Source organism: Streptomyces hiroshimensis (assembly GCF_014650335.1).
Lineage (GTDB): Bacteria > Actinomycetota > Actinomycetes > Streptomycetales > Streptomycetaceae > Streptomyces > Streptomyces hiroshimensis.
In genome coordinates this window covers 125,263-147,687 of sequence record NZ_BMUT01000006.1, presented here as the reverse complement: position 1 = coordinate 147,687, position 22,425 = coordinate 125,263, and the positions used below count along the sequence as shown (strand labels likewise).

The following is a 22,425-nucleotide window of genomic DNA, read 5'->3' as shown; positions in this document are numbered from 1 at the left end:
CCCGGCGCGTACGCCGCCCCGTGCCGCCCACGCCGGCCCGGCGGGGAAACACCCACCCACGGGCGAGTGGACTAGACCTTTCATACGCGGACACGCGACACTGTCCCCGTGAGACACGTCATCGCGCTCGACGTAGGCGGCACCGCCATCAAGGCCGCCCTGATCGGCCCGGACCACGAACTGCTGCACGAGGCCCGTCGGCCGACCGGCCGCGAGCGGGGTCCGGACGCCGTCATAGCGGGCATCCTGGACTTCGCCGCCGAGCTCGCGGCCACCGGCGAGGCCGCCTTCGGCGAGCCCGCCGCCGCGGCGGGCATCGCCGTGCCCGGCATCGTGGACGCCGCGGCCGGCACCGCCGTCTACGCCGCCAACCTCGGCTGGCGCGACGTCCCCCTGCGCGATCTGCTCAGCCGCCACCTCGGAGGCACCCCCGTGGCCCTCGGCCACGACGTCCGCACCGGAGGTCTCGCCGAGGGCCGTATCGGCGCGGGCGAGGGCACCGACCGCTTTCTGTTCGTCGCCCTCGGCACCGGCATCGCCGGCGCCATCGGCGTGGAAGGCCGCATCGAGGCCGGCGCCCACGGCGGCGCGGGCGAGATCGGCCACATCCGCGTACGCCCCGGCTCCGGCCCCGACGCCCGCCCGTGCGGCTGCGGCGGCCGCGGCTGCCTGGAGACCTTCGCCTCCGCCGCCGCGGTCAGCCGCGCCTGGGCGGAGGCGAGCGGCGACCCGGACGCCGACGCCGCGGACTGTGCGCGCGCCGTCGACGCCGGCGACCCGCGCGCCCGCGCCGTCTGGCAGGAGGCCGTCGACGCCCTCGCCGACGGCCTCGTCGTCGCCCACACCCTGCTGGACCCCCGCACCCTGATCGTCGGCGGCGGCCTCGCCGAGGCCGGCGAGACCCTCTTCGCCCCGCTGCGCGCGGCGATCACGGAGCGCATCACGTTCCAGCAGCTCCCCCGCATCGTCCCGGCGGCCCTCGGGGACACCGCCGGCTGCCTGGGCGCGGGCCTGCTCGCCTGGGACCTGCTCACCACCCACCTCACGGAGGTTTCCGCCTGATGGTCGAACGAACGGTTCTCGCCGGCGCCCGCGTGGTGCTGCCGACCGGCGTGGTCGAGGACGGGCGGGTGACGGTCGAGGGCCGGCGGATCGCCGCGAACGACAGCAGCGAGCACGCGACCGCGACCGGGAGCGCGACCGGGAGCGGAGGCGGACGCGGACGCGACGAGCACGCCACGCTCGACCTCTCCGGCCACTGGATCGTCCCCGGCTTCGTGGACATGCACGTCCACGGCGGCGGCGGCGCGTCCTTCTCCGCGGGCGACCCCGAGGAGGCGCTCACGGCCATCCGTACGCACCGCGCGCACGGCACCACGACCATGGTCGCCTCCACCGTCACCGGCGACCTGGACGACCTCGCCCGGCAGGCGGCCGTCCTCTCCGAGCTGACCGAGCAGGGCGACCTGGCGGGCATCCACTTCGAGGGCCCGTTCATCTCCCCGCACCGCTGCGGCGCCCACCAGCCGGAGCTGCTGCGCGACCCGCACCCGGCGGACGTCCGCAAGCTGGTCGACGCGGCGCGCGGCGCGGCCCGCATGATGACGCTGGCCCCGGAGCTGGCGGGCGGCCTCGACTCGGTCCGCCTCCTCGCCGACCACGGCGTCGTCGCCGCCGTCGGCCACACGGACTCGTCCTACGAGGCGACCCTGGACGCCATCGAGGCGGGCGCGACCGTCGCCACCCACCTCTTCAACGCGATGCCTTCCCTGCTGCATCGCGCACCCGGCCCGATCGCGGCCCTCCTGGAGGACGAGCGGGTCACCGTCGAGCTCATCAACGACGGCACGCACCTGCACCCGGCCGTCCTGGAGCTGGCGTTCGCCCGCGCCGGCGCGGACCGGGTCGCGTTCATCACCGACGCGATGGGCGCGGCCGGCATGAGCGACGGCATGTACCCGCTCGGTCCGATGAGCGTCGAGGTCAAGGACGGCGTGGCCCGGATCGCCGACGGCCCGACGGCGGGTTCGATCGCGGGCTCGACGCTCACGCTGGACACGGCGTTCAAGCGCGCTGTCACCATCGACAAGCTGACGGTCGAGCAGGCGGTACGGGCCCTGTCGGCGAACCCGGCACGGCTGCTGGGCGTGGCCGACCGGGTCGGCTCCCTGGAGCCCGGCAAGGATGCGGATCTGGTCGTTTTCGACGCCTCGTACGACCTGGTGGGCGTCATGCGCAAGGGCGAATGGGTGCTCAGGCCCTGAAGTGCACTGATTTCTCCCGCTCTTGACGCACGGTCGCACTCCGGCCGGAACAGCGGCGGCAGTCCCGAGGTCTGGGCCTGCCGCCGCTGTTTTGGCATGATCGCTGGCGGTCGACGGTCACGACGGGACGGTCACAGCGGGCCGGTCCGGTTCATTGGTCATCGGTCATCGGTCATTGCCCATGGGTCATTGCCCATGGGTCATTGGCCACTGGGCATTGGCCATCGGTCAAGGGAGGGAGACGCCGGTGATCCTCACGGTCACGCTCAACGCAGCGCTCGATCTGACCTACCGCGTTCCGCGGCTGCAGCCGCACGCGTCGCACCACGTCACGGCCGCCGCCGAACGGGCCGGCGGCAAGGGCGTCAACGTGGCCCGCGTCCTCGCCGCCCTCGGCCACGCCACGGTGGTCACCGGCTTCGCGGGCGGTACGACGGGCGAGACCCTGCGCCGCCACCTCGCCGAGGACGCCCCCGGCGGCGGGGCGGAGCTCGTCGACGCCCTCGTCCCCATCCTCGGCACCACGCGCCGCACCGTCGCCGTCGTGGACGCCTCCACCGGCGACACCACCCAGCTCAACGAGGCCGGACCCGACGTCACCGCCGAGGAGTGGGCGGCGTTCACGGACACCTACGCGCGCCTGCTGCGCGGGGCCCGTGCCGTCGCCCTGTGCGGCAGCCTGCCGCCCGGCGTGCCGGTCGGGGCGTACGCGCACCTCGTCCGGCAGGCGCGCGCCGCCCGCGTCCCCGTCCTGCTGGACACCAGCGGCGAACCGCTGCGCCGCGGCATCGCCGCCCGCCCCGACCTGGTCACCCCCAACACGGCCGAACTCGCCGCCCTCACCGGCTCCACGGAGCCCCTGCGCGCCGCCCTGGACGCCCGCCGCCGCGGTGCCCACGCCATCGCCACGACCCTCGGCCCGGAGGGCGTGCTCGCCGTGACCCCCGACGGCCGCTGGCGCGCGACCCCGCCCCGGCGCCTCGCCGGAAACCCGACCGGCGCAGGCGACTCCGCCGCGGCCGGCCTCCTGTCGGCCCTCCTGGAAGGCCTCTCCTGGCCGGAGCGCCTGACGCGAGCGGTAGCCCTGGCAGCGGCAACCGTAAAGGCCCCCACAGCAGGCGAATTCGACCCTGCGACGTACGAGGACGTGCTGCCGCACGTGAAGGTCACGGCGGCCTGAACCCACCCCCTCCGAGGGGGCGCCCCGACGGAAGGACCACCCGGCCATGCCACTCGTCCACACCAGGGAACTCATCACTGCAGGCCGCGCCATTTGCGCGTTCAACGTCATCACGGTCGAACACGCGGAGGCCATCGCGGCGGGCGCGGAGGCCGCGAACCGCCCGGCCGTCCTGCAGATCTCGGAGAACGCCGTGAAGTTCCACGGCGGCCGCCTGGGCCCCATCGCCGCCGCGACCGCGGCGGTGGCGACCGCCTCCTCCGCGCGCCTGTCCCTCCACCTGGACCACGTGGAGGACGAGTCCCTCCTACGCCAGGCGCACGCCCACGGCTTCACCTCGGTGATGTTCGACGCCTCGAAACTCCCCTACGGAGACAACGTCAAGGCGACGGCCGAAGCGGCCCGTTGGGGCCACGAGCGCGAGATGTGGGTGGAAGCGGAGCTGGGCCGCGTCGGCGGAAAGGCGGGCGACGCGCACACGCCGGGCGTACGCACCGACCCGGCCGAAGCGGCGGCCTACGTGGCCGACACGGCCGTGGACGCCCTGGCGGTGGCCGTGGGCAGCACCCACGCGATGACGGAACGCACGGCGACCCTGGACCACTCTCTGATCGCGGCCCTACGGGACGCCGTCCCCGTCCCCCTGGTCCTCCACGGCTCGTCGGGCGTCCCGGATACGGAACTCCGCCGCGCGGTCACCGCGGGAATGACGAAAATCAACGTGGGCACGGCCCTGAACAAGGCCTTCACAGGCGCCGTAAGAGCCTTCCTGGAGGCCCACCCCTCCACCACCGACCCACGCAAGTACCTGACCCCTGCGCGGGCCGCCATGACGGACACGGTGGCGGGATTCCTCCGCATGACCAACGTCTGATCAGACTTCCAGCTCCGCCGCCACATCACTGCCCGCGTCTCGCTCGGCCAGGCGCATGCAAACCGGAACGCCTCATTCCCGTTGCCCCCTTCCAATCATCTATATATGATCTTCACATTGCGCATATCGCCTATTCCCCGCATAAGGCATTTCCTCAAGAAGGTACTGAATGAAGACCACTTCTAAGCTTTCGCTTGCAGCAGCATCGGCTGCCGCCATCATCCTTATGGCGCCGGGTGTGAGCTTCGCTGGCGACATGGGCATATCGAACAACGGCAGCGGTAAGTGCCTGGAGATCGACGGTTCCAGCCGTAGCAATGGAGCCCGGGCCCAGCAGTGGGACTGCAATGGGCAGGCGGGGTCCTACTGGACCCTCAACTCCGCCGGCAACGGCTGGTACGAAATCGTCAACGACAACAGCGGGAAGTGCCTGGAGGTCGCCGACTCCAGCACCTACAACGGCGCCGTCGTCCAGCAGTGGGACTGCGTCGGAAATGACACACAGAAGTGGCGCATCGAGCAGTCCCAGGTCAACCGTGACGGGAACCTGTTCGTGAATTACCACTCCGGCAAGGTCCTCGAGGTCGATAACTCAAGCTCGCGGAACGGCGCACGGATTCAGCAGTGGGACTACCACCCCTACGTGTCGGGCCAACTGTGGTCGTTCGGACGAAACCCCGGCGCCTGATACGCCCAGGGCGCTATTTTTTCGCATTGCGCCAAACCCATCACCGCGTCACTCGGGATGGCAGCAGCAGTGAGCAAGAAGGCACGCCTTCAGCTCTTGGCTTGTCCGTTCAACACTGACGGCCATTCAAGGTAGTTGAACGCCGACCTTCTTGCCCGCCCGGCAAGTCGACGACGTTCCGCTCTGTCCGGTGTGTTGACGACTGATCACCGTCAACACACCGAGGGCCGTCAGCCCTGCCTGACGGAGAGCTGGTCGAGGGAGACATCGCACTTGTTCCCCGCCTCGCAGGACAGCTTGATCTTGTTCTTGCCCTTCTTCAGGTCGATCAGGGACCACGTGCTCTTCCAGCCGTAGCCCTTCTTCCAGTCCTCCTCCGACGTGCCGCCGAAGTTGTCCATGCGGATCGACCTGCCGGGCGCACCATTGGTCGCGACGGTGAGGTTGCCGTCCTTGCCGGGCACGCCGTACGTGACGTCCAGTCGGTACTGGCCTTCGGACTTGACCTCGACCTCCCACTCCACGCCGGCACCCGGGGTGTTCAGGTTCGTGATGTACAGGCCGCCGTCAGCCTTGGCGTTGGGGATGTCCTTCGACGTCGTTGCCCCGTTGAGCAACCGCAGGCTCGCCGCATCCCGCTTCTGCAGGCCGGCCGCCGAAGGGTTCTTCGGCTCGTTCTTCTGCTCGGGATCCTTGCCCTTCGGCTCGGACGACGGCTTCTCCTCGCCCCCGGAGGCCGCCTGGTTACTGCCCTGGTCGTCGCTCGTGCCGCTGTTGTTCAGCATCGCCACGGCGATGCCGCCCGCCACCACCGCGACGACGGCTATCGCCGCGACCAGCAGCCCGGTCCGCTTCGGGCGGGAGCCGCCGCCGTGGTTGCCGTGGCCGCCGTGGGTCGCAGGCTGTCGCGGCACGCCGCCCGGCAGCGTTTCCGGCGCCGCGTAGTGCGGCGCGGGCTGCGACGCGTGCGGCGGCTGCGGCTGCGGCTGGCGGGGGCCGTACTGGCGTGAACCGACCGTCCGTACCTGGTTGTACGAAGTGCGGGGGACGCCCGGCTGCGGCGCGGCCGGGGCGCTGTCGTGAGGCCCCTCGCCGCCCTCCGAGCGGTACAGGTGCGCGAACGGGTCGTCGTTCTCCGGCGTACCCGTGCCGTTATTACCGGCCGTCATCCCCTGTCACTCCCAAGCTGTGGGCCCATCGCCCACTGGCCAAATCTTTGCGTTCGATTTCACGGTAGGCGGCGGTGCCGCGTTGGCGCAGCCTACCGCGACGCAGCGACACCTCGTGGTGGACGGCCTCAGCCCGCCCGCCGACCGGCCTTGGCCCGTGACCGCTTTTCGACGTACATCAGCTGGTCAGCAGAGTGCAGCACCTCATCGACGGACATGCCGCAGCCTGCCCAGCCGATGCCGAAACTCGCGCCTACCCGGACCGCCCGGCCGTCAACCCTTATCGGCGGGAGGATGGCGCTGCGCAGCCGTACCGCGAGGTCCTCCGCGTCGGCCTGGGCGAGGCCGTCCGCGAGGACGACGAATTCGTCACCGCCGAGGCGGGCGACGGTGTCGCCCTCGCGCACGCCGTTGCTGAGCCGGCGGGCGACCTCTATGAGGACGGCGTCACCCGTGTGGTGCCCGAAGCGGTCGTTGATCGCCTTGAAGCCGTCGAGGTCGCAGAAGAGGACGGCCAGGCCCTTGGTCCCGTCGTCCTCCCCGCCCTCGGACGGGGCTATGGCGTGGACATGCCCGGGGTAGGCGCCGTCGTGGTCGCCGCAGCCGATCTCGTCCGGGGCGTAGTCGGGCCCGCAGTCCGGCGCGTGCTCGGGGCCTTGCTCGGAGCCGAAGCCGTGCGCGTACGGCCCGCTCTGCCCGGCCGCCGCCGCTCCCCCGTACACACCGCTCCCGACCATCCCCGGCAGCCCGGCAGGCCCCGGCATCCCGGCCGGCCCGTCCACGCCCTCCACCTCCGCGAAGCCGTCGAGACAGCCGTAGGGCGCGGCCACGGCCGCCGCGTGCGGCTCGCTGCCGGGCGGGCGGTTGCACAGCCGGCTGCTGAGCCGGGCGCGCAGCTCCGCGCTGTTGGGCAGGCCGGTCAGCGAGTCGTGGCTGGCGCGGTGGGCCAACTGCAGCTCGTGCCGCTTGCGCTCCTCGATGTCCTCGACGTGGGTGAGCAGGAAGCGCGGCCCGTCGGCGGCGTCGGCCACGACGGAGTTGCGCAGCGAGACCCACACGTACGTGCCGTCGCGGCGGGCGAGGCGCAGCTCGGCGCGGCCGCCCTCGGCGGAGGTGCGCAGGAGCGTGCCGATGTCCTCCGGGTGGACGAGGTCGGAGAACGAATAGCGGCGCATCTGGGACGCGGAGCGGCCGAGGAGTCGGCACAGGGCGTCGTTGGTGCGGTGCAGACGGCCGTGCTGATCGCCGCCCATCTCGGCGATGGCCATGCCGCTCGGGGCGTACTCAAACGCCTGGCGGAAGCTTTCCTCACTGGCCCGCAGAGCCTGCTGCTCCCGCTCCAGGCGGACGAGGGCGCGCTGCATATTGGCCCGCAGGCGGGCGTTGCTGATGGCGATGGCGGCCTGGAAGGCGTACATCTGCAGCGCCTCGCGGCCCCACGCGCCCGGGCGGCGGCCGTTGCGCGGCTTGTCGACGGATATGACACCCAGGAGCTCGCCGCCCGCGGTGCCCGCGGTGTACATGGGGGCGAAGAGGCGGTCCATGGGATGCCACTCGTCCGGGAAGCGGGGCGCCGGGCCGGCGGTGTGCCACTGGGGCACGTCGTCGTTGTCGAGGACCCAGCCCTCGGTGTACGGGATGAAGCGCAGCGAGCCCCACTGGTCGGCCATGGCCAGCCGCCGCTCCCAGGAGACGCGCGAGCCGACCCGCCCGGCCATCAGGGCTTCGGCGCCCGCGCTGCCGGCGACGGCGGCCACGACGAGGTCACCGTCGGGCCGTACGAGATTGACGGCGGAGAGCTCGTACCCGAGCCCGGTGACGATGCCGTCCGCGACGGTCTGCAAGGTGTCCGCGAGACTTCGCGCCGTGTTCAGATCGGCCACCACCTGATGCAACCCGCGCAAGGTGGCCAGGCGGACATACGGCTCCGACTCGGTCTCCATCTTCGCTCTCCCCCGAGACCTCGACAGCAACTCCAGGCTTCTTGTCGTCCGTTTACCACGGCCACTGAATCACAGCGAGCTGACCACTCGGTACACAGGGTCAACAATTACGGCCCTCTGTGACTCATGTCACAATGCGTGATGAGGTCCCGCTACTGGCGGGCTTGGAAGCTCTTATGCTTCGTGAACGCAAATCCGGAACCGTCCGGACACCCATCCGGACGCCTTCCCGAACCGATGCGGACAACTTTCGGAACCGTTCCGGCACCCTTCCGACCTAGGACCCGCCTGGTCCTGCAGCCCGATGCGAGGGCGCTACGGGCGGGCTAGCGTGCACAGCGTGTTGCAGACGACCCAGCCCCACGAGACCGCCATAGCCCATTCTGAAGGGGTGAGCGCCGATGAGTTCCGTGCCGCCCTCGCCCGCCTCGCCGCCGGCGTGGTGCTGGTGACCGCGCACGACGCGGAGCACGGCCCGCGCGGCGAGGACGTCGGAATGACGGCGACCGCCTTCCTGTCCGTCTCGCTCGACCCGCCGCTCGTCATGGTGAGCGTTCGCAACGATTCACGGATGGACGACCTCCTGGAGCGGCAGCCGCTGTGGGCGGTGTCCGTCCTCTCCGAGAGCCAGCGGCACATCGCCGGACGGTTCGCGATGAAGGGCAGGATCAGCGACCGGCTGCTCTTCGAGGACATCCCCTACGCCTCGGGGACGGCGACGGGCGCTCCCCTCGTACGGGGGGCTCTGTCGACGCTGGAGTGCCGCACGGAGCAGCGGGTGACGGCCGGGGACCACACGCTGGTGATCGGCAGGGTGCTCACGGCGACGGCGCCGAGCACGGAGAGCGGCCCGCTGACGTACTTCAAGGGGAAGTACCGGCAGCTGGGGTGAGGGGGCGCGGCCGCCCGGGCGGGATCGCCCGGGAGGGCGCGGCGGGCCGCGATGGCAGGATGAGGGAATGGTGACGAATCAGCCGTGGGCAGGAGTCCATGGCGACCTGCACGGCGACCTCCACGGCGACCTGCTGGCGGCGAAGACACTGGTGTACGACACAGGTGGTTTCGCCTGCTCACAGCCGGTGCCCGAGCAGGAGAGCGCCGAGTACGCGGCTCACCGCTTCACGCTCGACGGGTTGTCGGTCGCCTTCCGCGTGGGCAAGACCACCCCGACGAAGGCCGGCCAGTTCGTCACCGTGTGGCAGCGGTCCGCAGAGGGCCCGATCCGGCCTTTCGACGCCGACGACGGGGTCGACCTCTTCGTCATCAGCAGCCGTGACGACGGCGGCTCCGGAGAGAGCGGCAGGTTCGGACAGTTCGTGTTCCCGCGGGAGGTGCTGTGCGAGCGCGGCATCGTGTCCCGGGGAGGCGTCGGCGGGAAGCGGGGGTTCCGCGTCTATCCGCCGTGGGCGACCACGACCAGCCGTCAGGCGGGCAGCACTCAGGCGTGGCAGGTGCGCTACTTCCTGCACCTCGGGGAGGACGGGCCTGCCGACGCGGCGCGGGCCAAGGCCCTGTACCACCCGTAGGCGCCGCCTTCCGTGCCTAACCCCAGTCCTTCCCGGTGCGGCCGCGCTTGGTCTCGGCGCGCTGCTTCTTCTGCCGCAGGCGCCGCTCGTTGATGCCGCGCGGGATCTTCGTGGCGCGGCGCGGGCGGGGCGGCGGGGCGCTCGCCTCGGCGAGCAGCGAGGCGAGCCGGACGGCGGCGGTCTCGCGGTTGCGCCACTGCGAGCGGTGCTCCGAGGCGCGCACGACCACGACGCCGCCGACGAGCCGCCCGGCGAGCTTGGCCAGGGCGCGCTCCTTCCAGACCTCGGGCAGCGCTTCGGTGCGGGCGAGGTCGAAGCGCAGCTCGACCTGGCTGTCGCTGGTGTTGACGTGCTGGCCGCCGGGGCCGGAGGAACGGGAGAAACGCCACTGGAGCTCGGCCTCCGGCAGGGAGACCGAACCGCGGATGACGTAGGGGCCGGACATGCACCCATGATCTCGCGTAGACGGGTACACGTCACGCCGTTTTGCGCCAGGACCGGAGCCGGTGACGAAGGCGGTCGGCGGAGCCGGTGACCGGAGCCCGCGTCAGGGATTGGCAAAGAAGGTAAAGGGTGCTGGAACCCGGGGCCCCCTGGTCGGCGTTAACAAGGGTGACGGTGACCCGCGTGCCGCGGTGCGCTGCAGATCCGACGCAGACCTGACCAGAAAGGGACAATTCCCATGGCTGTAAGCCTGTCCAAGGGCGGCAACGTCTCCCTCACCAAGGAGGCCCCGGGCCTGACGGCCGTCACGGTCGGCCTCGGCTGGGACGTCCGCACCACCACCGGCACGGACTTCGACCTCGACGCGAGCGCGATCGCCGTGAACCCCACGGGCAAGGTCTACTCCGACGCCCACTTCGTCTTCTTCAACAACAAGTCCACGCCGGACCAGTCGATCGTCCACACCGGTGACAACACCACCGGCCAGGGCGAGGGCGACGACGAGTCGATCAACGTCAACCTCGCCGCCCTGCCGGCCGACGTCGACAAGATCGTCTTCCCGGTCTCCATCTACGACGCGGTGGCCCGCAGCCAGAACTTCGGCCAGGTCCGCAACGCCTACATCCGCATCGTCAACCAGGCCGGCGGCGCCGAGATCGCCCGCTACGACCTCAGCGAGGACGCCGCCACGGAGACCGCCATGGTCTTCGGCGAGCTCTACCGCAACGGCGCGGACTGGAAGTTCCGCGCGGTCGGCCAGGGCTACGCGTCGGGCCTGCAGGGCATCGCGCAGGACTTCGGCGTCAACGTCTGAGACTGACGCACAGAAGGGGCCACCCCGGGCAGGGGTGGCCCTCTTCACCTCAGCCCCCCGCTGCCGGCCTGCCCTGACCCGCACCCCAGACTGGCGGTATGACGCCAATCCTGGTCAGCGCATGTCTGCGTGGGGTGCCGTGCCGGTTCGACGGGCAGCACAAAGCATCGCCGGAGATCGCGGCTGCTGTCGACGGCCGTGATGTGGTGCCCTTCTGCCCGGAAGTCGCGGGCGGGCTCGCCACTCCGCGGCGCCCCGCCGAGCTGGTCGGCGGCGACGGGCATGACGTGCTCGACGGGACGGCGCGGGTCATCGAGGACACCGGGCGCGATGTGACCGCGGAGTTCGTGGACGGCGCACAGCGCGCACTTGCCGCTGCCCGGCACGCCGGCTGCACGGAGGCCCTGCTGATGCCGCGCAGCCCCTCGTGCGGGCGGGGTGTGGTGTACGACGGGTCGTTCAGCGGCGCACTGGTGCCGGGGGACGGCGTAACGGCGGCGCTGTTCGAGCGGAACGGGATCCGGGTACGGCCCGCGCCCGGGATTACGCCTTCAGGCGGTTGATGAATGCGCTCCAGGCGGCGGCCGGGAAGACGACCACCGGGCCGTGGGGTCCCTGGGCCTTGGAGTCCCTGACCGGGACCACGCCGGGTATATCGTCGGCGACTTCCAAGCAGCTGTTGCCCCCGGCTCCCTCCCCACCTCCTCCGCTGTGACTGCTCTTCCGCCATGCTGCCGCATCCAGGTTGTGGCTAGTGGTCATCTGCGTACTCCCGTGCTGCCGATTCGATCAGGAACAAGGATGCTTCTGGTGACAGTGCAGCCGACCTGACCAGACCATAGGAACGCTCGCTTTGAGCCACTCGTACCGGGTCGTCCAAGAGACTGCCGGACTGGTGGCCCTCCTCGTACACGACCGGTGGCGAATCATCGAAGGTCATGAAAGAGACCATTCCGCCGAGAGCCGGAACGCCCGCCTCGTAGGGCAGCACTTGCACGCCGATCCGGCGCTTCCTGACCAGCGAGATCACGTGCATCAGCTGCTCGTGCATCACGGCAGTCCCGCCGACCCGCCGCCGGATCACACCTTCGTCGAGAACCGCCCAGAACAACGGATCTGTTGAGCGGTCGAGGATTCGCGCCCGTTCCAGACGCGCATCCACCCACGACTTGAGCGCGTCCTCCTGTACGAAGGGGTGGAATCCTAGAAAGACCGCACGGGCGTAAGCCGCCGTCTGCAAGACCCCCGGCATGAACGTTGGCGCGTACTCCCGGATGGTGACCGCCAGGCCCTCAAGGTACGCCGCCTCAACAAAGCAACTGGCGTAGGGCGAGTTGTTGATCAGCTCCTCGCACATACGGGCGAAGTAGCCGTCGGTCCCCAGCTCCGCATCGATCCGTGCCGCGATGTCCGGCTGCGGCTTACGGATGCCCGTCTCGAACTGGCCGATGTACGCGCCCGAGCAGAACACCCGCCTGCCCAGTTCCTGCTGCGTCAGCTCCGCCGCCTCGCGGCGCCGCCTCAGCTCCGTTCCGAAGAACCCCCAGCCGAACTTCGACTGGCTCACGAACTTCCCCGACCCCTCACCCCTGGCCACAGGTTAACTCCCTTGCTTTACCTGCTTGTTGTAGGGCTTCACCCCCTTCTGAGCCTAGCCCCGCCACGCGAAGCTATCCGCACAGTCAGTAAGAGGCGATACGAGAGGGACCCGTAGTGACGGAAACGAACACCACCCCCGTGCCCCGCGCAGCGGCCAGCGCTTGCGATCACTGCACGCGGCTCAACCGCGAGCGGCATCAGGCCGAGCTCCGCGGCGATCGTTCCGCCGCCGTGGACGCGCTCGTTCTCCTCCGGCGCCACTGGCGTACCGCGCACCAGACGGGCGGCTGGCAGTCCCCTCAATGTGGGTAGAACCCAGGAGAGCGGCCCGCCATACCACACGGCCGACCGGTTGCGCACACTCCGTAACCAGCTGCTGAGCAGCGGAGTTGGGGTTCACCGGGGCGGGTACGTAGTACCCAAGGAGGGGAACCCGTGGAGACAGGACACACGCACCATGGACGACGGCGATTCACTCGAACGCATTCTTGCCGCAGCGATCGGCGACCGGGACCGCGAGCCCGAGCTCTGCCCGGAATGCGGGCGCCCGCTGCGGGTGATCGTCGTGGCGGAGAGCCCCGGCGACGCCACGTCGCCGGTGATCGTGCGGGGCGTCTGCCCCGCGTGCCCGAAGGGGCTGGGCGCCGCGGCCCCCTGAAACACCTGGCGCTGGCCTGCCCCAACTGCCAGAACATGATGCAGCAGATGGGCAACGGTGTGTACAAGTGCTGGAGCTGCGGATACACCAGCACGGGCTGAGCGGAGGCCGAGGGGGCACGGCACCGGCGGGCCGCAGCACCGTGCGCCGTCCGGTGGCCTCCGCGCGCCGCCCGCCGCGCGGCCCGGCGAGGATGCGGGCCGGGTGGATTACGGAGATGCTGGTTCCGTCAGCGTTCCGTGAGGAGGACGGCCATGTCCATGCTCGACAAGCTCAAAGGTCTGCTCAAGGGCCATGAGGACACCGCTCGGCAGGGTGTCGAGAAGGCGGGCGACGCGTTCGACGCCAAGACCCAGAACAAGTACCAGAGCCAGGTCGACACCGCCCAGCAGAAGCTCAACGAGCAGCTGGGGTCGCAGGAGCAGCGGCCCGAGGACCGGCCGCCGACCTGATCACATCCGCCTGATCACCACAAGCGGTCGATCTCGCCCGGGTAGAGCCCGATGCGGCTCTCTTCGAAGGCACCCGCACCCGCACCCGCGCGTGCCCGTGCCGTGAAGAACGCGGCCATGGTGACCTTGTCGAAGCCGGGCGAGTCGCTGGGGAACGGGTCCTGCGGGGTGCCGCCGATCAGGACGGTGCCGGGCAGGGCGGCCCATCCGGCGCTTTCGTAGAACCCCTGCAGCGGGCGGTCGCACGTGAACAGTCCCACGTCGGCGCCGCTCGCGGCGATCAGCTCACGGGCGGCGGCCACCAGCTGCCGCCCGTATCCCTTGCCGCGGTGTGCCGTGTCCGTGACGACCGCGCTGAGGCCGGAGGCCCGGTAGCTCCGGCCCCCGTGGGTGATCTCCTTCGACAGGATGTCGAGCGCGGCCCGTACGCCGCCGTCCGGGGCGACGAGGATCACGGCCACGGGCAGCAGGGCCGGGTCGTGGGGGCCGCCGCCGGGCCAGGCCTGCTCCTGCAGGGCCTCGACCTGGGCGCGCAGCTCCGGCGGGATCTCCGGCTCCGCCATCGTGACGATCCGCAGGCGCCCCGTCGGTTCCGTGCACCCTGCGCGCCCTGCGCGTTCCGCGTGCCCCACGCGTCCCCCTCCCCCGTCCGGCCGCACCCCTCGCCGGCCTCTGGCCTCGCAGGCTAGCCGAGCGCCGCCGCGCCCGCCTTGGCGAACTTCTCGTCCAGGTCGCCGCTCGGTGCGCCCGCGACGCCGATGCCGGCCACCGGCGCGCCCTTGACCTGGACCGGCGTGCCGCCGGGCAGGAACAGGGTGCCGGGGATGTCCTTGAGGTTCGGGGTGCTCTGGAGGCGCTTGACGAGCTCCGAGGTGGGCGCGTTCCAGGAGACGGCCGTGAAGCCCTTCCGTACGGCCGACTCGTACGACTGCGGGCCCGCGCCGTCGCCGCGCAGCGTCACCAGCGTGTTGCCGTTGCGGTCGATCACCGCGACGGAGACCTTCTGGCCCTCCTTCTTCGCCGCGGCCAGCGCGGCCTGGGCGGCGCGCGCCGCCGCGTCCACCGACAGGTGCGACGACTCGGTCACGCCGTTGCCGGCCACGGACACCGGAGCCTGGCGCTCCGCCGCGGGCGAGGCCGTCGCCGTGACCGCCCCGAACGTACCGGCCGCCACGACGCCCGCCGCTGCGGCGCCCACGAGAACACGAGTCCGGACGGAGAACTTCCCGAGCCCAGGCTTTCCCAGCACAGTCTTCCCGAACGCAGTCTTCATTCTTCGGCTCCTCAACAGGTCAACAGCTCAACAAGCCGGTGGTTTCTTGCGCTCTCCATCCTTCGCGCCGGATCCGGCGCCGGGATCGACGTCCCGGCTGTCCCCGGGGTCAACCGATCGGCTGATGCGGCGGCCCCCCGCACGGGTTAGGAACAGGGGGTGACCCCCATTGACGATGACGAACCCGGCGCGCGGCGCCTCGCCCTCGTCATGCACGCCGCCTTCTTCCTGCTCCTCTCCGCATCCTTCGCCCGCTTCCTCATCCGGCACCCCGGCGAGCCCCGCACGCCGTGGATCGTCGCCCTCAGCGTGCTGCTCGCCCTGCTCTACGTCCTGGGCTCCGCGCTCACCCGTCGACCTTGCGTCCCGAGCCCGGCGGTCACCCGTCCGCGCCCCCGACGCCCCCGGCACGCCCGGCACACCCGGCTCTCCTGGCTCGCGGCCGTCGTCGCGACCTGGGTCGTGCTCGTCGTCCTCGCGCCGAGCTTCGCCTGGTGTTCGGTCCCGCTGCTCTATACGGGCCTGCGTACGCTGCCCACGCGCGCCGCTCTCCTCCTGGTCACGTTCCTGACCGGCCTGGTCGTCGTGGCCCAGCTCCGGCTCTCCCACGGCTTCGACCCCACGCTCGTGCTCGCCCCGCCCGCCGTGGCCGCCGTCGCCACGGCCGTCTTCGTCCACACGCAGCGGCAGACGGAGCGGCAGCGCGCCCTGATCGAGGACCTGGTCCGCACGCGCCGCGAGCTGGCGGCCACCGAGCGGCGCGAAGGCGCCCTCGCCGAGCGGCAGCGGCTGTCGATGGAGATCCACGACACCCTCGCCCAGGGCCTGTCGAGCCAGCGGATGCTGTTGCAGGCCGCGGACCGCACCTGGGAGTCGGACCCGGAGGCGGCCCGCCGGCACGTACGGACCGCCGCGGACGTCGCGGCGCGCGGCCTGGCCGAAACCAGGCGGTTCGTCGACGACCTGGCGCCGCCGCAGTTCGACGGAGGCGCGCGGCTGGAGGACGCCCTGCGGGCACTGGCCGCCTCCGGCACGGCCGAGGGGACCGGGATGCCGGTGCTGTTCCACGTCGACGGCGCGCCCGTCCCGCTCCCCGACGGGGTACGGGCCGCGCTGCTCCGTATCGCCCAGGGCGCCCTCGCGAACGTCCGCGAGCACGCCGGTGCCGCCACGGCCGCCCTCACTCTGAGCTATCTCGGCGACCAGGTCGTTCTCGACATCGCCGACGACGGGCGCGGCTTCACGCCCGGCGCACCACCCGGCGCAGCACCCGCCGGGCCGACCGGCGCGCCGACCGGCCCCGCCGGCGGGCGCGGCCACGGGCTGCCCGCGATGCGGGCCCGGGTGCGGCAGCTCGGCGGCTCCCTGACCATCGAGTCGGCGCCCGGCGAGGGCACCGTCGTCTCCGCCTGCATCCCCCTGCCCCTGGAGCCTCAGTGACCAGCACGGGTCCCACCAGCCTCATCCGCATCCTCCTCTGCGACGACCACGCCGTCGTCCGGGCCGGGCTGCTGGCCCTGCTGTCCAGCGCGCCCGGCATCGAGGTCGTCGGCGAGGCGGGCGGCGGCGAGGAGGCGGTCGCGCTGGCCGCCCGGCTGCGGCCGGACGTCGTCCTGATGGACCTTCAGCTGGGTCCGGGCATGGACGGGATCGAGGCCACGCGCCGCATCGTCGCGGATGCCGCGGCCCGGACGGGAGCCGCAGAACCGGAACGCAACGGTCCGTACGTCCTCGTCCTCACCACCTACGACACGGACGCCGACATCACGCGAGCCATCGACGCCGGCGCCACGGGATACCTGCTGAAGGCCGAGCGCCCGGAAGAGCTGTTCTCGGCCATCCGGGCGGCCGCCGAAGGCCGTACGGCGCTGTCGCCGCCCGTCGCGGGCCGGGTCATGGCGCGGATGCGCGGCTCGGGGCGGCCGGGGCTCACCGACCGCGAGCGGGACATCCTGGGGCAGCTCGCCCGCGGGCTCGGCAACCGGGAGATTGCACGCGCTCTGTTCATCAGCGAGGCGACGGTGAAGACTCATCTGGGGCGGATCTACGACAAGTTGGGCGTGGACACGCGGGCCGGGGCCGTAGCCGTGGCGAAAGAACAGCGCCTTTTGCCGTGACTTCACCCCGCCTTGATGTCGCCGGCCCTAGCCTGGCGGCGCCGGACCGATAGCGGAACCAACGCTTCACCCCGCCCGGCAGCCGGCGGGGGCCGCGCCGCCGCCGGATTGCATGCAATCTCATCCGATCGCATGCAATCACTGTCCTCGCACTGAGATGCGACCGGCTTCAAGTCCGGACCAGCCTTGTGCAGTTCACCGCATAGCGGAACCAAACAACCGCGTTTCGGAGAACGACAGATCAAATCCTTGTTGCGCCCCTGTCAATGTCGCTCAGGGGATGGCACGCTCTCCTCAATCCACTCATGCACCACTCCTGCACCACCGGACAGCCGTACCCCGTGCTGTCTGAACCCCCCTCACAGGGACGTGATTTCACGGCCCGCACATAGGAGACAGAGTTGAGAAGCGTCACCTCCACCTCCCGCAAGAACACCGTTCGCGCCGCCGCCCTCGTCGCCTCCGCCGCCATGGTCGTCGTCGGCGTGCAGACCGGCTCGGCGAGCGCCACCGCCGACAAGGCGAGCGAGGGCAAGGCCCTTGCGGTGTCCGCGGGTCAGCGGGTCGCAGCGATCAAGGACGCGCAGTCCGCGGCCCCCTCCACTGCCGCGAAGCTCGGCCTCGGCGGCAAGGAGAAGCTCGTCGTCCGTGACGTGATCAAGGACGCGAACGGCACGGTCCACACCCGCTACGAGCGCACCTTCGACGGTCTGCCGGTGCTCGGCGGCGACCTCGTCGTGCACGAGGCGAAGAGCGGCTCGCGCAGCGTCGACAAGGCGACCGACTCCGAGATATCCGTGCCCAGCACCACCCCCGCCCAGGCCCCGGCCGCCGCGAAGAAGAGCGCCCTCAGCGCTGCCGCGGAGGAGAAGACCGCCAAGGCCGGTGCCGAGCAGGCGCCGCGCAAGGTCGTCTGGGCGGCCTCCGGCAAGCCCGTCCTGGCCTACGAGACCGTGGTCACCGGCGTCCAGAAGGACGGCACGCCCAGCAAGCTGCACGTGATCACCGACGCCAACACCGGCAAGAAGCTCTTCCAGCGCGAGGCCATCGAGACCGGCTCGGGCACCAGCACCTACAGCGGCACCGTCCCGCTGTCCACCACCAAGGGCGGCTCGGGCTACCAGCTCGTCGACGGCGAGCGCGGCGGCCACAAGACCTACAACCTGGCGCAGGGCACCGACGGCACCGGCGACCTCTTCACCAACTCCACCGACAGCTGGGGCGAGGGCGACCAGAAGGCCGCCGTCGACGCGCACTACGGCGCGGCCGTGACCTGGGACTTCTACAAGAACGTGCTCGGCCGCACCGGCATCAAGAACGACGGCGTCGCCGCGTACTCCCGCGTCCACTACGGCGACAACTACGTCAACGCCTTCTGGGACGACGAGTGCTTCTGCATGACCTACGGCGACGGTGAGGGCAACAAGAACCCGCTGACCTCGCTCGACGTGGCCGCGCACGAGATGAGCCACGGCGTCACCTCCGCCACGGCCGGCCTGAACTACAGCGGCGAGTCCGGCGGCCTCAACGAGGCCACCTCGGACATCTTCGGCACCGCCGCCGAGTTCTACGCCAACAACGGCACCGACAAGGGCGACTACCTGATCGGCGAGGCCATCAACATCCGCGGCGACGGCTCGCCGCTGCGCTACATGGACAAGCCCAGCAAGGACGGCAAGTCCAAGGACTCCTGGTCCTCCTCGCTCGGCCGCCTGGACGTCCACTACTCCTCGGGCCCGGCCAACCACTTCTTCTACCTGCTGTCCGAGGGCAGCGGCGCGAAGACGATCAACGGCGTGTCGTACGACAGCCCGACCGCCAACAACGTCAAGGTCGCCGGGATCGGCCGGGACAAGGCCACCAAGATCTGGTACAAGGCCCTGACCACGTACTTCACCTCCACCACCAACTACAAGGCCGCCCGCACCGGCACCCTGAAGGCCACCGCGGACCTCTACGGCTCCTCCAGCGCGGAGTACAAGGCGGTCGCCAACGCCTGGACCGCGATCAACGTGAAGTAACGATCAAGAAGTAACGATCAGCCTCGGACGAGTCCGGGGTGCCCCGCCGCCGACGCGGGGCACCCCGGACTCGTACGCGTTCACCCGGCCCGCTCGTACGCGTTTACGCTTCCGCCCCGTCGCCGTGTCACCATCGAAGCGTGATCGACCTCGGCTACTCGCTCTCGCGCCGCTTCCCCGACCCTCCGCAGACGGACTACCGCACCGCGGACGTGCGGGCCCTCCGGCATGATCTCTTCTGCGGAGACGTCTACATCGCGGACGTGAAGAAGGACCGCGAGCTGTCCACAGCCTGGGGATGGGTGCCGGTGCTCGACTTCGCGTGGGCGCTGTGCGACATCATGGAGCAGATCGACCGCGACCCGCGGGGCCGGCGCTCGGCGACCACCCAGTTCGCCGAGCTGGACTTCACCGAATCCACCGACTGCATGCTCTTCGAGCGCCGCTTCGGCTGGGTGGAGGTCTCCGCCGACTGGATGCCGGCCGACGAGCCCGCGCTCACCTTCGACCACCGCGCCCTGCGCCGCGAGGCCCGTGACTTCCTGCACGACCTGATCGCGGACCTGTGCGACATGCACGAGGGCCTCGCCGACAACCCGGCGATCTGGGACCTGCAGGCGCGCTTCCCCCGCGTGTAGGCCTCTGCAGACCTCACCTGCAGACCTGATCTGTAGACCTGATCGCGCGCGGCCTCATATCCTCGACAGAGAGTTTTCCCTTCAACCGTCTTGGAGAGCAAGGGAGTTAACCTGTGGCCACGGGTGACTGCGATAGTTCCGGTGACGGTCCGGCGCGGGGTGACGAGGCCGGGACGGTCCTCCGCCTCCGCGATGTCTCGGTCTCCCGGCGCTCCGCCCGCGCCGAACCACTGGCCACGCTGTCCTGGACCGTACGGGCCGGTGAGCACTGGGCGCTGCTCGGGCCCAACGGCGCGGGGAAGACGACGCTGCTGCGGCTCGCCGGGGCGGTGATGTTCCCGACCACCGGGACGGTGGACCTGCTGGGACACCGGCTGGGCACGGTCGACGTCAGAGAGCTGCGCGCCCACGTCGGGCACGTCAATCCGGCGCAGCGCGTACCGCCGCACTGCAGCGCCCACACGGTGGTCCTGACCGGGGCCACGGGAACGGTCCAGCCCTTGTGGGACCGCTACGGGGACGCGACGCGCGAGCGGGCGAGCGCCCTGCTGAAGGAGTTCGGCTGCGACGCCCTGCGGGAGCGCCGGTTCGGAGAGTGTTCGCAAGGCGAGCAGGCCCGTATCCGGATCGCCCGCGCGCTGATGCCCGAACCGCGGTTGCTGCTGCTGGACGAGCCGTTCTCGGGCCTCGACCTTCCCGCCCGGGAGGATCTGGTGGACTCCTTGGAGGACCTGGCCCGGTCCCGGCCGGAGCTGGCCACGGTCACGGTGAGCCACCACCTGGAGGAGCTGCCGTCGAGCGTGAGCCATGTGCTGCTGCTCAGGGACGGCCGTCCGCTGGCGCAGGGGCGGGTGTCCGACGTGCTCGGCGGCGCATCGCTGTCCGCGTGCTTCGGGCGGCCGATCGAGCTGGTCCGTAACGGTGCGCGGTGGCATGCGCGTACCGTCCGTCCGTAGAGCGTGCCGCGGCATGGCGTCGAACCGTGCTGCGGCGTGGCGGCCGGGGCCTTCGCGTCCCAGGACCGTCCGCGGGGAGGTCCAGCTCTGGCGGTTGGAGACGTCCGCGTCCGGGGTCCCTCTGCCCTGGGAGACGCTGTCCGCGGCCGAACGTGATCTTGCGCAGGGCATGTTGTCGCCGTCCGGCCGCTCCGAGTTCGTCGTCGTACGGGCCGCTGTGCGGGCGATCCTGGGGCGCTACCTCGGCCGCGCGCCGAGCACGCTGGAGTTCACGACCGGGGCGCACGGCAAGCCGTCCCTCGGCGGGATCGGATGCATCAAATCCGCCGAATCCGCCGAATCCCTCGAATTCAATGTGTCGCACACGCGCGGGCTCGCCCTGGTCGCGGTGACGTCCGGCCACCCGGTCGGGGTCGATGTCGAGCACGTCGAGCACGTCGGGGCCGCCTGCCGGCGGCACGACGCCCTGGCGCGGCGGTTCTTCACTCCCCGGGAAACGGAACGGATCTCCCGTGCGGCCCGGCGGTCGCCCCGCCTCGCCACGGAGGCATTCCTGCGGCACTGGACGTGCAAGGAGAGCTGCCTCAAGGCGCTGGGGGTGGGCCTGAGCGCGCCGCTCGACGCGGTCGAGGTGCATCCCGCCAGGAACGAGGCGTCGGTCGGCCGGGGCGACGGCAGCGGGAGCATGAGCGGGAGCGCGGCGGCGTGGCACGTCGAGACCTTCCACCCCACTCCTGAGCACGTCGCCGCGTTCGCGGTGCCGCGGCGTCCGGTGCGGGTGCGTGCCTGGGACTGGTGCGCCTGATCGCAGTGACATGGCCGGCGGTGACGTGGCCGGCAGCGGCATGGCCGGTTGCAGACGGTGCCGTCCGCCGATGGGATAGGAACGGGGACACGGCGGCTGTGTTCGCCGTACGGAGGACGTACGGAGGAGGGCGATGCGCGTGACGTCGGAGGCCACCGAGGCGGCTGTGCTGCGGTTCGACCGGGTGAGCGTGCGCAGGCCGCCCGCCGGGCACCTCGTGCTGCGCGACGTCAGCTGGACCGTACGGGCGGGCGAGCACTGGGCCGTGCTCGGCCCCAACGGGGCGGGGAAGACCTCGGCCCTGCGGCTGGCCAGCGGCCTCGGCTTCCCGACGGAGGGCACGGTGGACGTGCTCGGCCGTCGCGTGGGGCGGATCGACGTACGCGAGCTGCGGGCCATGGTGGGTTCGGTGGCATCCGGGCACCGCCTGCCGGAGTCGCTGACCGCGCGCACCGCCGTCCTCACCGGGGCGAGCGGCACGGCGCAGCCCCTGTGGAAGATGTACGACGACGCCGACCGCAGGCGGGCGGACGAGCTGCTGGAGGAGCTGGGCTGCGCGGGGCTGGCGGACCGCGAGGTGGGCGTGTGCTCGGAGGGCGAGAAGGCCCGTATCCGTATCGCGCGGGCGCTGATGACGCAGCCGTCGCTGTTGCTGCTGGACGAGCCGTTCAACGCGCTGGACCTGCCGTCCCGGGAAGATCTGGTGGAGGCTCTGCACACGCTGGCGGCGCGGCAGCCGCACCTGGCGACGGTGACCGTCACCCATCACGTGGAGGAGCTGCCGCCTGCCGTGGATCACGCGCTGCTGTTGCGTGACGGAGCCGTCGTGGCGGCCGGTGCCGTGGGCGAGGTGCTCGACAGCGCCGCGCTGACGCGGTGCTTCGGCCGGCCGATCACCGTGGTCCGGCAGGGGCACCGGTGGCTGGCCACGTCGGCGAGGGGCTGACCGGCGGCCGCCGTGGGTGCGGCCGACGATCGCCGTTGGTGCGGCCAAGGCCGTCGTG

General features: G+C 71.2%; 24 protein-coding genes and 2 pseudogenes. 18 read left to right on the top strand and 8 right to left on the bottom strand.

Translation table 11 applies throughout. The features are described 5' to 3' along the window. The first annotated feature begins 108 nt into the window (after positions 1-108). From IE241_RS15700 to IE241_RS15680, 5 genes are all read left to right on the top strand, one after another. The gene (locus IE241_RS15700; RefSeq protein WP_190022349.1) at positions 109-1,062 is read left to right on the top strand and encodes an ROK family protein; all 954 of its coding nucleotides are present in this window, start codon (positions 109-111) and stop codon (positions 1,060-1,062) included. Continuing rightward, complete coding sequence (nagA, locus tag IE241_RS15695) at positions 1,062-2,264, top strand: N-acetylglucosamine-6-phosphate deacetylase (RefSeq protein WP_190022348.1); 1,203 nt, start codon at positions 1,062-1,064, stop codon at positions 2,262-2,264. Before IE241_RS15700 ends, nagA begins: the two co-directional genes overlap by 1 nt. 247 nt (positions 2,265-2,511) lie before the next feature. Next, positions 2,512-3,444, top strand: a complete 933-nt coding sequence (locus IE241_RS15690) for a 1-phosphofructokinase family hexose kinase (RefSeq protein WP_190022347.1) — start codon at positions 2,512-2,514, stop codon at positions 3,442-3,444. Between the two features lie 46 nt (positions 3,445-3,490). Beyond that, positions 3,491-4,318, top strand: a complete 828-nt coding sequence (locus tag IE241_RS15685; RefSeq protein ID WP_190022346.1) for a class II fructose-bisphosphate aldolase — start codon at positions 3,491-3,493, stop codon at positions 4,316-4,318. A gap of 256 nt (positions 4,319-4,574) precedes the next feature. Then, positions 4,575-5,006, top strand: coding sequence for an RICIN domain-containing protein (locus IE241_RS15680; protein WP_190022345.1), 432 nt, complete (start codon positions 4,575-4,577; stop codon positions 5,004-5,006). A 230-nt stretch (positions 5,007-5,236) separates the two neighbouring features. Here IE241_RS15680 and IE241_RS15675 read toward each other — a convergent pair whose 3' ends face one another. The 3 genes and pseudogenes from IE241_RS15675 to cdgB form a co-directional block, all read right to left on the bottom strand. Beyond that, complete coding sequence (locus IE241_RS15675) at positions 5,237-6,175, bottom strand: carbohydrate-binding protein (protein ID WP_190022344.1); 939 nt, start codon at positions 6,173-6,175, stop codon at positions 5,237-5,239. Positions 6,176-6,303: 128 nt separating this feature from the next. Beyond that, a pseudogene (locus tag IE241_RS34965) lies at positions 6,304-6,888 on the bottom strand (GGDEF domain-containing protein); the annotation flags it as partial. A 102-nt stretch (positions 6,889-6,990) separates the two neighbouring features. Continuing rightward, a pseudogene (gene cdgB, locus IE241_RS34960) lies at positions 6,991-8,118 on the bottom strand (diguanylate cyclase CdgB); the annotation flags it as partial. A gap of 331 nt (positions 8,119-8,449) precedes the next feature. On the opposite strand from cdgB, the gene IE241_RS15665 reads away from it, so the two are divergent. Beyond that, the gene (locus IE241_RS15665) at positions 8,450-9,010 is read left to right on the top strand and encodes a flavin reductase family protein (RefSeq protein ID WP_373300681.1); all 561 of its coding nucleotides are present in this window, start codon (positions 8,450-8,452) and stop codon (positions 9,008-9,010) included. Positions 9,011-9,077: 67 nt separating this feature from the next. Next, a complete protein-coding gene (locus IE241_RS15660; RefSeq protein WP_190022341.1) occupies positions 9,078-9,644 on the top strand; it encodes a MepB family protein in 567 nt (188 codons plus the stop codon). A 16-nt stretch (positions 9,645-9,660) separates the two neighbouring features. Here IE241_RS15660 and arfB read toward each other — a convergent pair whose 3' ends face one another. Then, a complete protein-coding gene (arfB, locus tag IE241_RS15655; RefSeq protein ID WP_190022340.1) occupies positions 9,661-10,089 on the bottom strand; it encodes an alternative ribosome rescue aminoacyl-tRNA hydrolase ArfB in 429 nt (142 codons plus the stop codon). A 237-nt stretch (positions 10,090-10,326) separates the two neighbouring features. On the opposite strand from arfB, the gene IE241_RS15650 reads away from it, so the two are divergent. Both IE241_RS15650 and IE241_RS15645 read left to right on the top strand, forming a co-directional pair. Then, the gene (locus IE241_RS15650; protein WP_190022339.1) at positions 10,327-10,902 is read left to right on the top strand and encodes a TerD family protein; all 576 of its coding nucleotides are present in this window, start codon (positions 10,327-10,329) and stop codon (positions 10,900-10,902) included. A gap of 98 nt (positions 10,903-11,000) precedes the next feature. Continuing rightward, the gene (locus IE241_RS15645) at positions 11,001-11,465 is read left to right on the top strand and encodes a 2-thiouracil desulfurase family protein (RefSeq protein WP_190022338.1); all 465 of its coding nucleotides are present in this window, start codon (positions 11,001-11,003) and stop codon (positions 11,463-11,465) included. Here IE241_RS15645 and IE241_RS15640 read toward each other — a convergent pair. Both IE241_RS15640 and IE241_RS15635 read right to left on the bottom strand, forming a co-directional pair. Continuing rightward, positions 11,446-11,664 carry a DUF397 domain-containing protein gene (locus IE241_RS15640; protein ID WP_190022337.1) on the bottom strand — a complete coding sequence of 73 codons (219 nt, stop codon included), beginning with the start codon at positions 11,662-11,664 and terminating at the stop codon, positions 11,446-11,448. The genes IE241_RS15645 and IE241_RS15640 overlap by 20 nt on opposite strands. Beyond that, the gene (locus IE241_RS15635) at positions 11,654-12,469 is read right to left on the bottom strand and encodes a helix-turn-helix domain-containing protein (RefSeq protein WP_229899301.1); all 816 of its coding nucleotides are present in this window, start codon (positions 12,467-12,469) and stop codon (positions 11,654-11,656) included. Before IE241_RS15635 ends, IE241_RS15640 begins: the two co-directional genes overlap by 11 nt. A gap of 489 nt (positions 12,470-12,958) precedes the next feature. On the opposite strand from IE241_RS15635, the gene IE241_RS15630 reads away from it, so the two are divergent. Beyond that, the gene (locus tag IE241_RS15630; RefSeq protein ID WP_190022335.1) at positions 12,959-13,159 is read left to right on the top strand and encodes a hypothetical protein; all 201 of its coding nucleotides are present in this window, start codon (positions 12,959-12,961) and stop codon (positions 13,157-13,159) included. A gap of 254 nt (positions 13,160-13,413) precedes the next feature. Beyond that, positions 13,414-13,611 (top strand): antitoxin, encoded by a 198-nt coding sequence (locus IE241_RS15625; RefSeq protein ID WP_190022334.1) that lies wholly within the window; start codon positions 13,414-13,416, stop codon positions 13,609-13,611. A 14-nt stretch (positions 13,612-13,625) separates the two neighbouring features. Here the strand turns inward: IE241_RS15625 and IE241_RS15620 are convergent, their stop codons facing one another. Both IE241_RS15620 and IE241_RS15615 read right to left on the bottom strand, forming a co-directional pair. Beyond that, positions 13,626-14,174 (bottom strand): GNAT family N-acetyltransferase, encoded by a 549-nt coding sequence (locus IE241_RS15620; RefSeq protein ID WP_229899299.1) that lies wholly within the window; start codon positions 14,172-14,174, stop codon positions 13,626-13,628. 122 nt (positions 14,175-14,296) lie between these two features. Further along, the gene (locus IE241_RS15615; protein WP_190022333.1) at positions 14,297-14,884 is read right to left on the bottom strand and encodes a GlcG/HbpS family heme-binding protein; all 588 of its coding nucleotides are present in this window, start codon (positions 14,882-14,884) and stop codon (positions 14,297-14,299) included. Between the two features lie 210 nt (positions 14,885-15,094). On the opposite strand from IE241_RS15615, the gene IE241_RS15610 reads away from it, so the two are divergent. The 7 genes from IE241_RS15610 (at position 15,095) to IE241_RS15580 (ending at position 22,367) form a co-directional block, all read left to right on the top strand. After that, a complete protein-coding gene (locus IE241_RS15610; RefSeq protein WP_190022575.1) occupies positions 15,095-16,324 on the top strand; it encodes a sensor histidine kinase in 1,230 nt (409 codons plus the stop codon). Beyond that, positions 16,321-17,001: a response regulator gene (locus IE241_RS15605; RefSeq protein WP_190022332.1), complete on the top strand. Its 681-nt coding sequence runs from the start codon at positions 16,321-16,323 to the stop codon at positions 16,999-17,001. Before IE241_RS15610 ends, IE241_RS15605 begins: the two co-directional genes overlap by 4 nt. Before the next feature lie 401 nt (positions 17,002-17,402). After that, positions 17,403-19,022, top strand: a complete 1,620-nt coding sequence (locus tag IE241_RS15600) for a M4 family metallopeptidase (protein ID WP_229899297.1) — start codon at positions 17,403-17,405, stop codon at positions 19,020-19,022. Positions 19,023-19,162: 140 nt separating this feature from the next. Continuing rightward, positions 19,163-19,660: a hypothetical protein gene (locus tag IE241_RS15595; RefSeq protein WP_190022331.1), complete on the top strand. Its 498-nt coding sequence runs from the start codon at positions 19,163-19,165 to the stop codon at positions 19,658-19,660. A gap of 113 nt (positions 19,661-19,773) precedes the next feature. Next, positions 19,774-20,616, top strand: coding sequence for an ABC transporter ATP-binding protein (locus tag IE241_RS15590; RefSeq protein ID WP_373300680.1), 843 nt, complete (start codon positions 19,774-19,776; stop codon positions 20,614-20,616). Positions 20,617-20,785: 169 nt separating this feature from the next. After that, a complete protein-coding gene (locus tag IE241_RS15585; protein WP_190022330.1) occupies positions 20,786-21,421 on the top strand; it encodes a 4'-phosphopantetheinyl transferase family protein in 636 nt (211 codons plus the stop codon). Between the two features lie 133 nt (positions 21,422-21,554). Next, positions 21,555-22,367 carry an ABC transporter ATP-binding protein gene (locus IE241_RS15580; RefSeq protein ID WP_190022329.1) on the top strand — a complete coding sequence of 271 codons (813 nt, stop codon included), beginning with the start codon at positions 21,555-21,557 and terminating at the stop codon, positions 22,365-22,367. Positions 22,368-22,425 lie beyond the last annotated feature (58 nt).

Bases quoted from the DNA above. Each gene is read 5' to 3' on its own strand.
- IE241_RS15625 (WP_190022334.1), top strand. From the start codon at position 13,414: ATGTCCATGCTCGACAAGCTCAAAGGTCTGCTCAAGGGCCATGAGGAC.
- IE241_RS15640 (WP_190022337.1), bottom strand. From the start codon at position 11,664: ATGACCACTAGCCACAACCTGGATGCGGCAGCATGGCGGAAGAGCAGT.
- IE241_RS15580 (WP_190022329.1), top strand. From the start codon at position 21,555: ATGCGCGTGACGTCGGAGGCCACCGAGGCGGCTGTGCTGCGGTTCGAC.
- IE241_RS15585 (WP_190022330.1), top strand. From the start codon at position 20,786: ATGTTGTCGCCGTCCGGCCGCTCCGAGTTCGTCGTCGTACGGGCCGCT.
- IE241_RS15610 (WP_190022575.1), top strand. From the start codon at position 15,095: ATGCACGCCGCCTTCTTCCTGCTCCTCTCCGCATCCTTCGCCCGCTTC.
- IE241_RS15680 (WP_190022345.1), top strand. From the start codon at position 4,575: ATGGGCATATCGAACAACGGCAGCGGTAAGTGCCTGGAGATCGACGGT.
- IE241_RS15660 (WP_190022341.1), top strand. From the start codon at position 9,078: ATGGTGACGAATCAGCCGTGGGCAGGAGTCCATGGCGACCTGCACGGC.
- IE241_RS15620 (WP_229899299.1), bottom strand. From the start codon at position 14,174: ATGGCGGAGCCGGAGATCCCGCCGGAGCTGCGCGCCCAGGTCGAGGCC.
- IE241_RS15615 (WP_190022333.1), bottom strand. From the start codon at position 14,884: ATGAAGACTGCGTTCGGGAAGACTGTGCTGGGAAAGCCTGGGCTCGGG.
- arfB (WP_190022340.1), bottom strand. From the start codon at position 10,089: ATGTCCGGCCCCTACGTCATCCGCGGTTCGGTCTCCCTGCCGGAGGCC.
- IE241_RS15650 (WP_190022339.1), top strand. From the start codon at position 10,327: ATGGCTGTAAGCCTGTCCAAGGGCGGCAACGTCTCCCTCACCAAGGAG.
- nagA (WP_190022348.1), top strand. From the start codon at position 1,062: ATGGTCGAACGAACGGTTCTCGCCGGCGCCCGCGTGGTGCTGCCGACC.
- IE241_RS15645 (WP_190022338.1), top strand. From the start codon at position 11,001: ATGACGCCAATCCTGGTCAGCGCATGTCTGCGTGGGGTGCCGTGCCGG.
- IE241_RS15675 (WP_190022344.1), bottom strand. From the start codon at position 6,175: ATGACGGCCGGTAATAACGGCACGGGTACGCCGGAGAACGACGACCCG.
- IE241_RS15630 (WP_190022335.1), top strand. From the start codon at position 12,959: ATGGACGACGGCGATTCACTCGAACGCATTCTTGCCGCAGCGATCGGC.
- IE241_RS15685 (WP_190022346.1), top strand. From the start codon at position 3,491: ATGCCACTCGTCCACACCAGGGAACTCATCACTGCAGGCCGCGCCATT.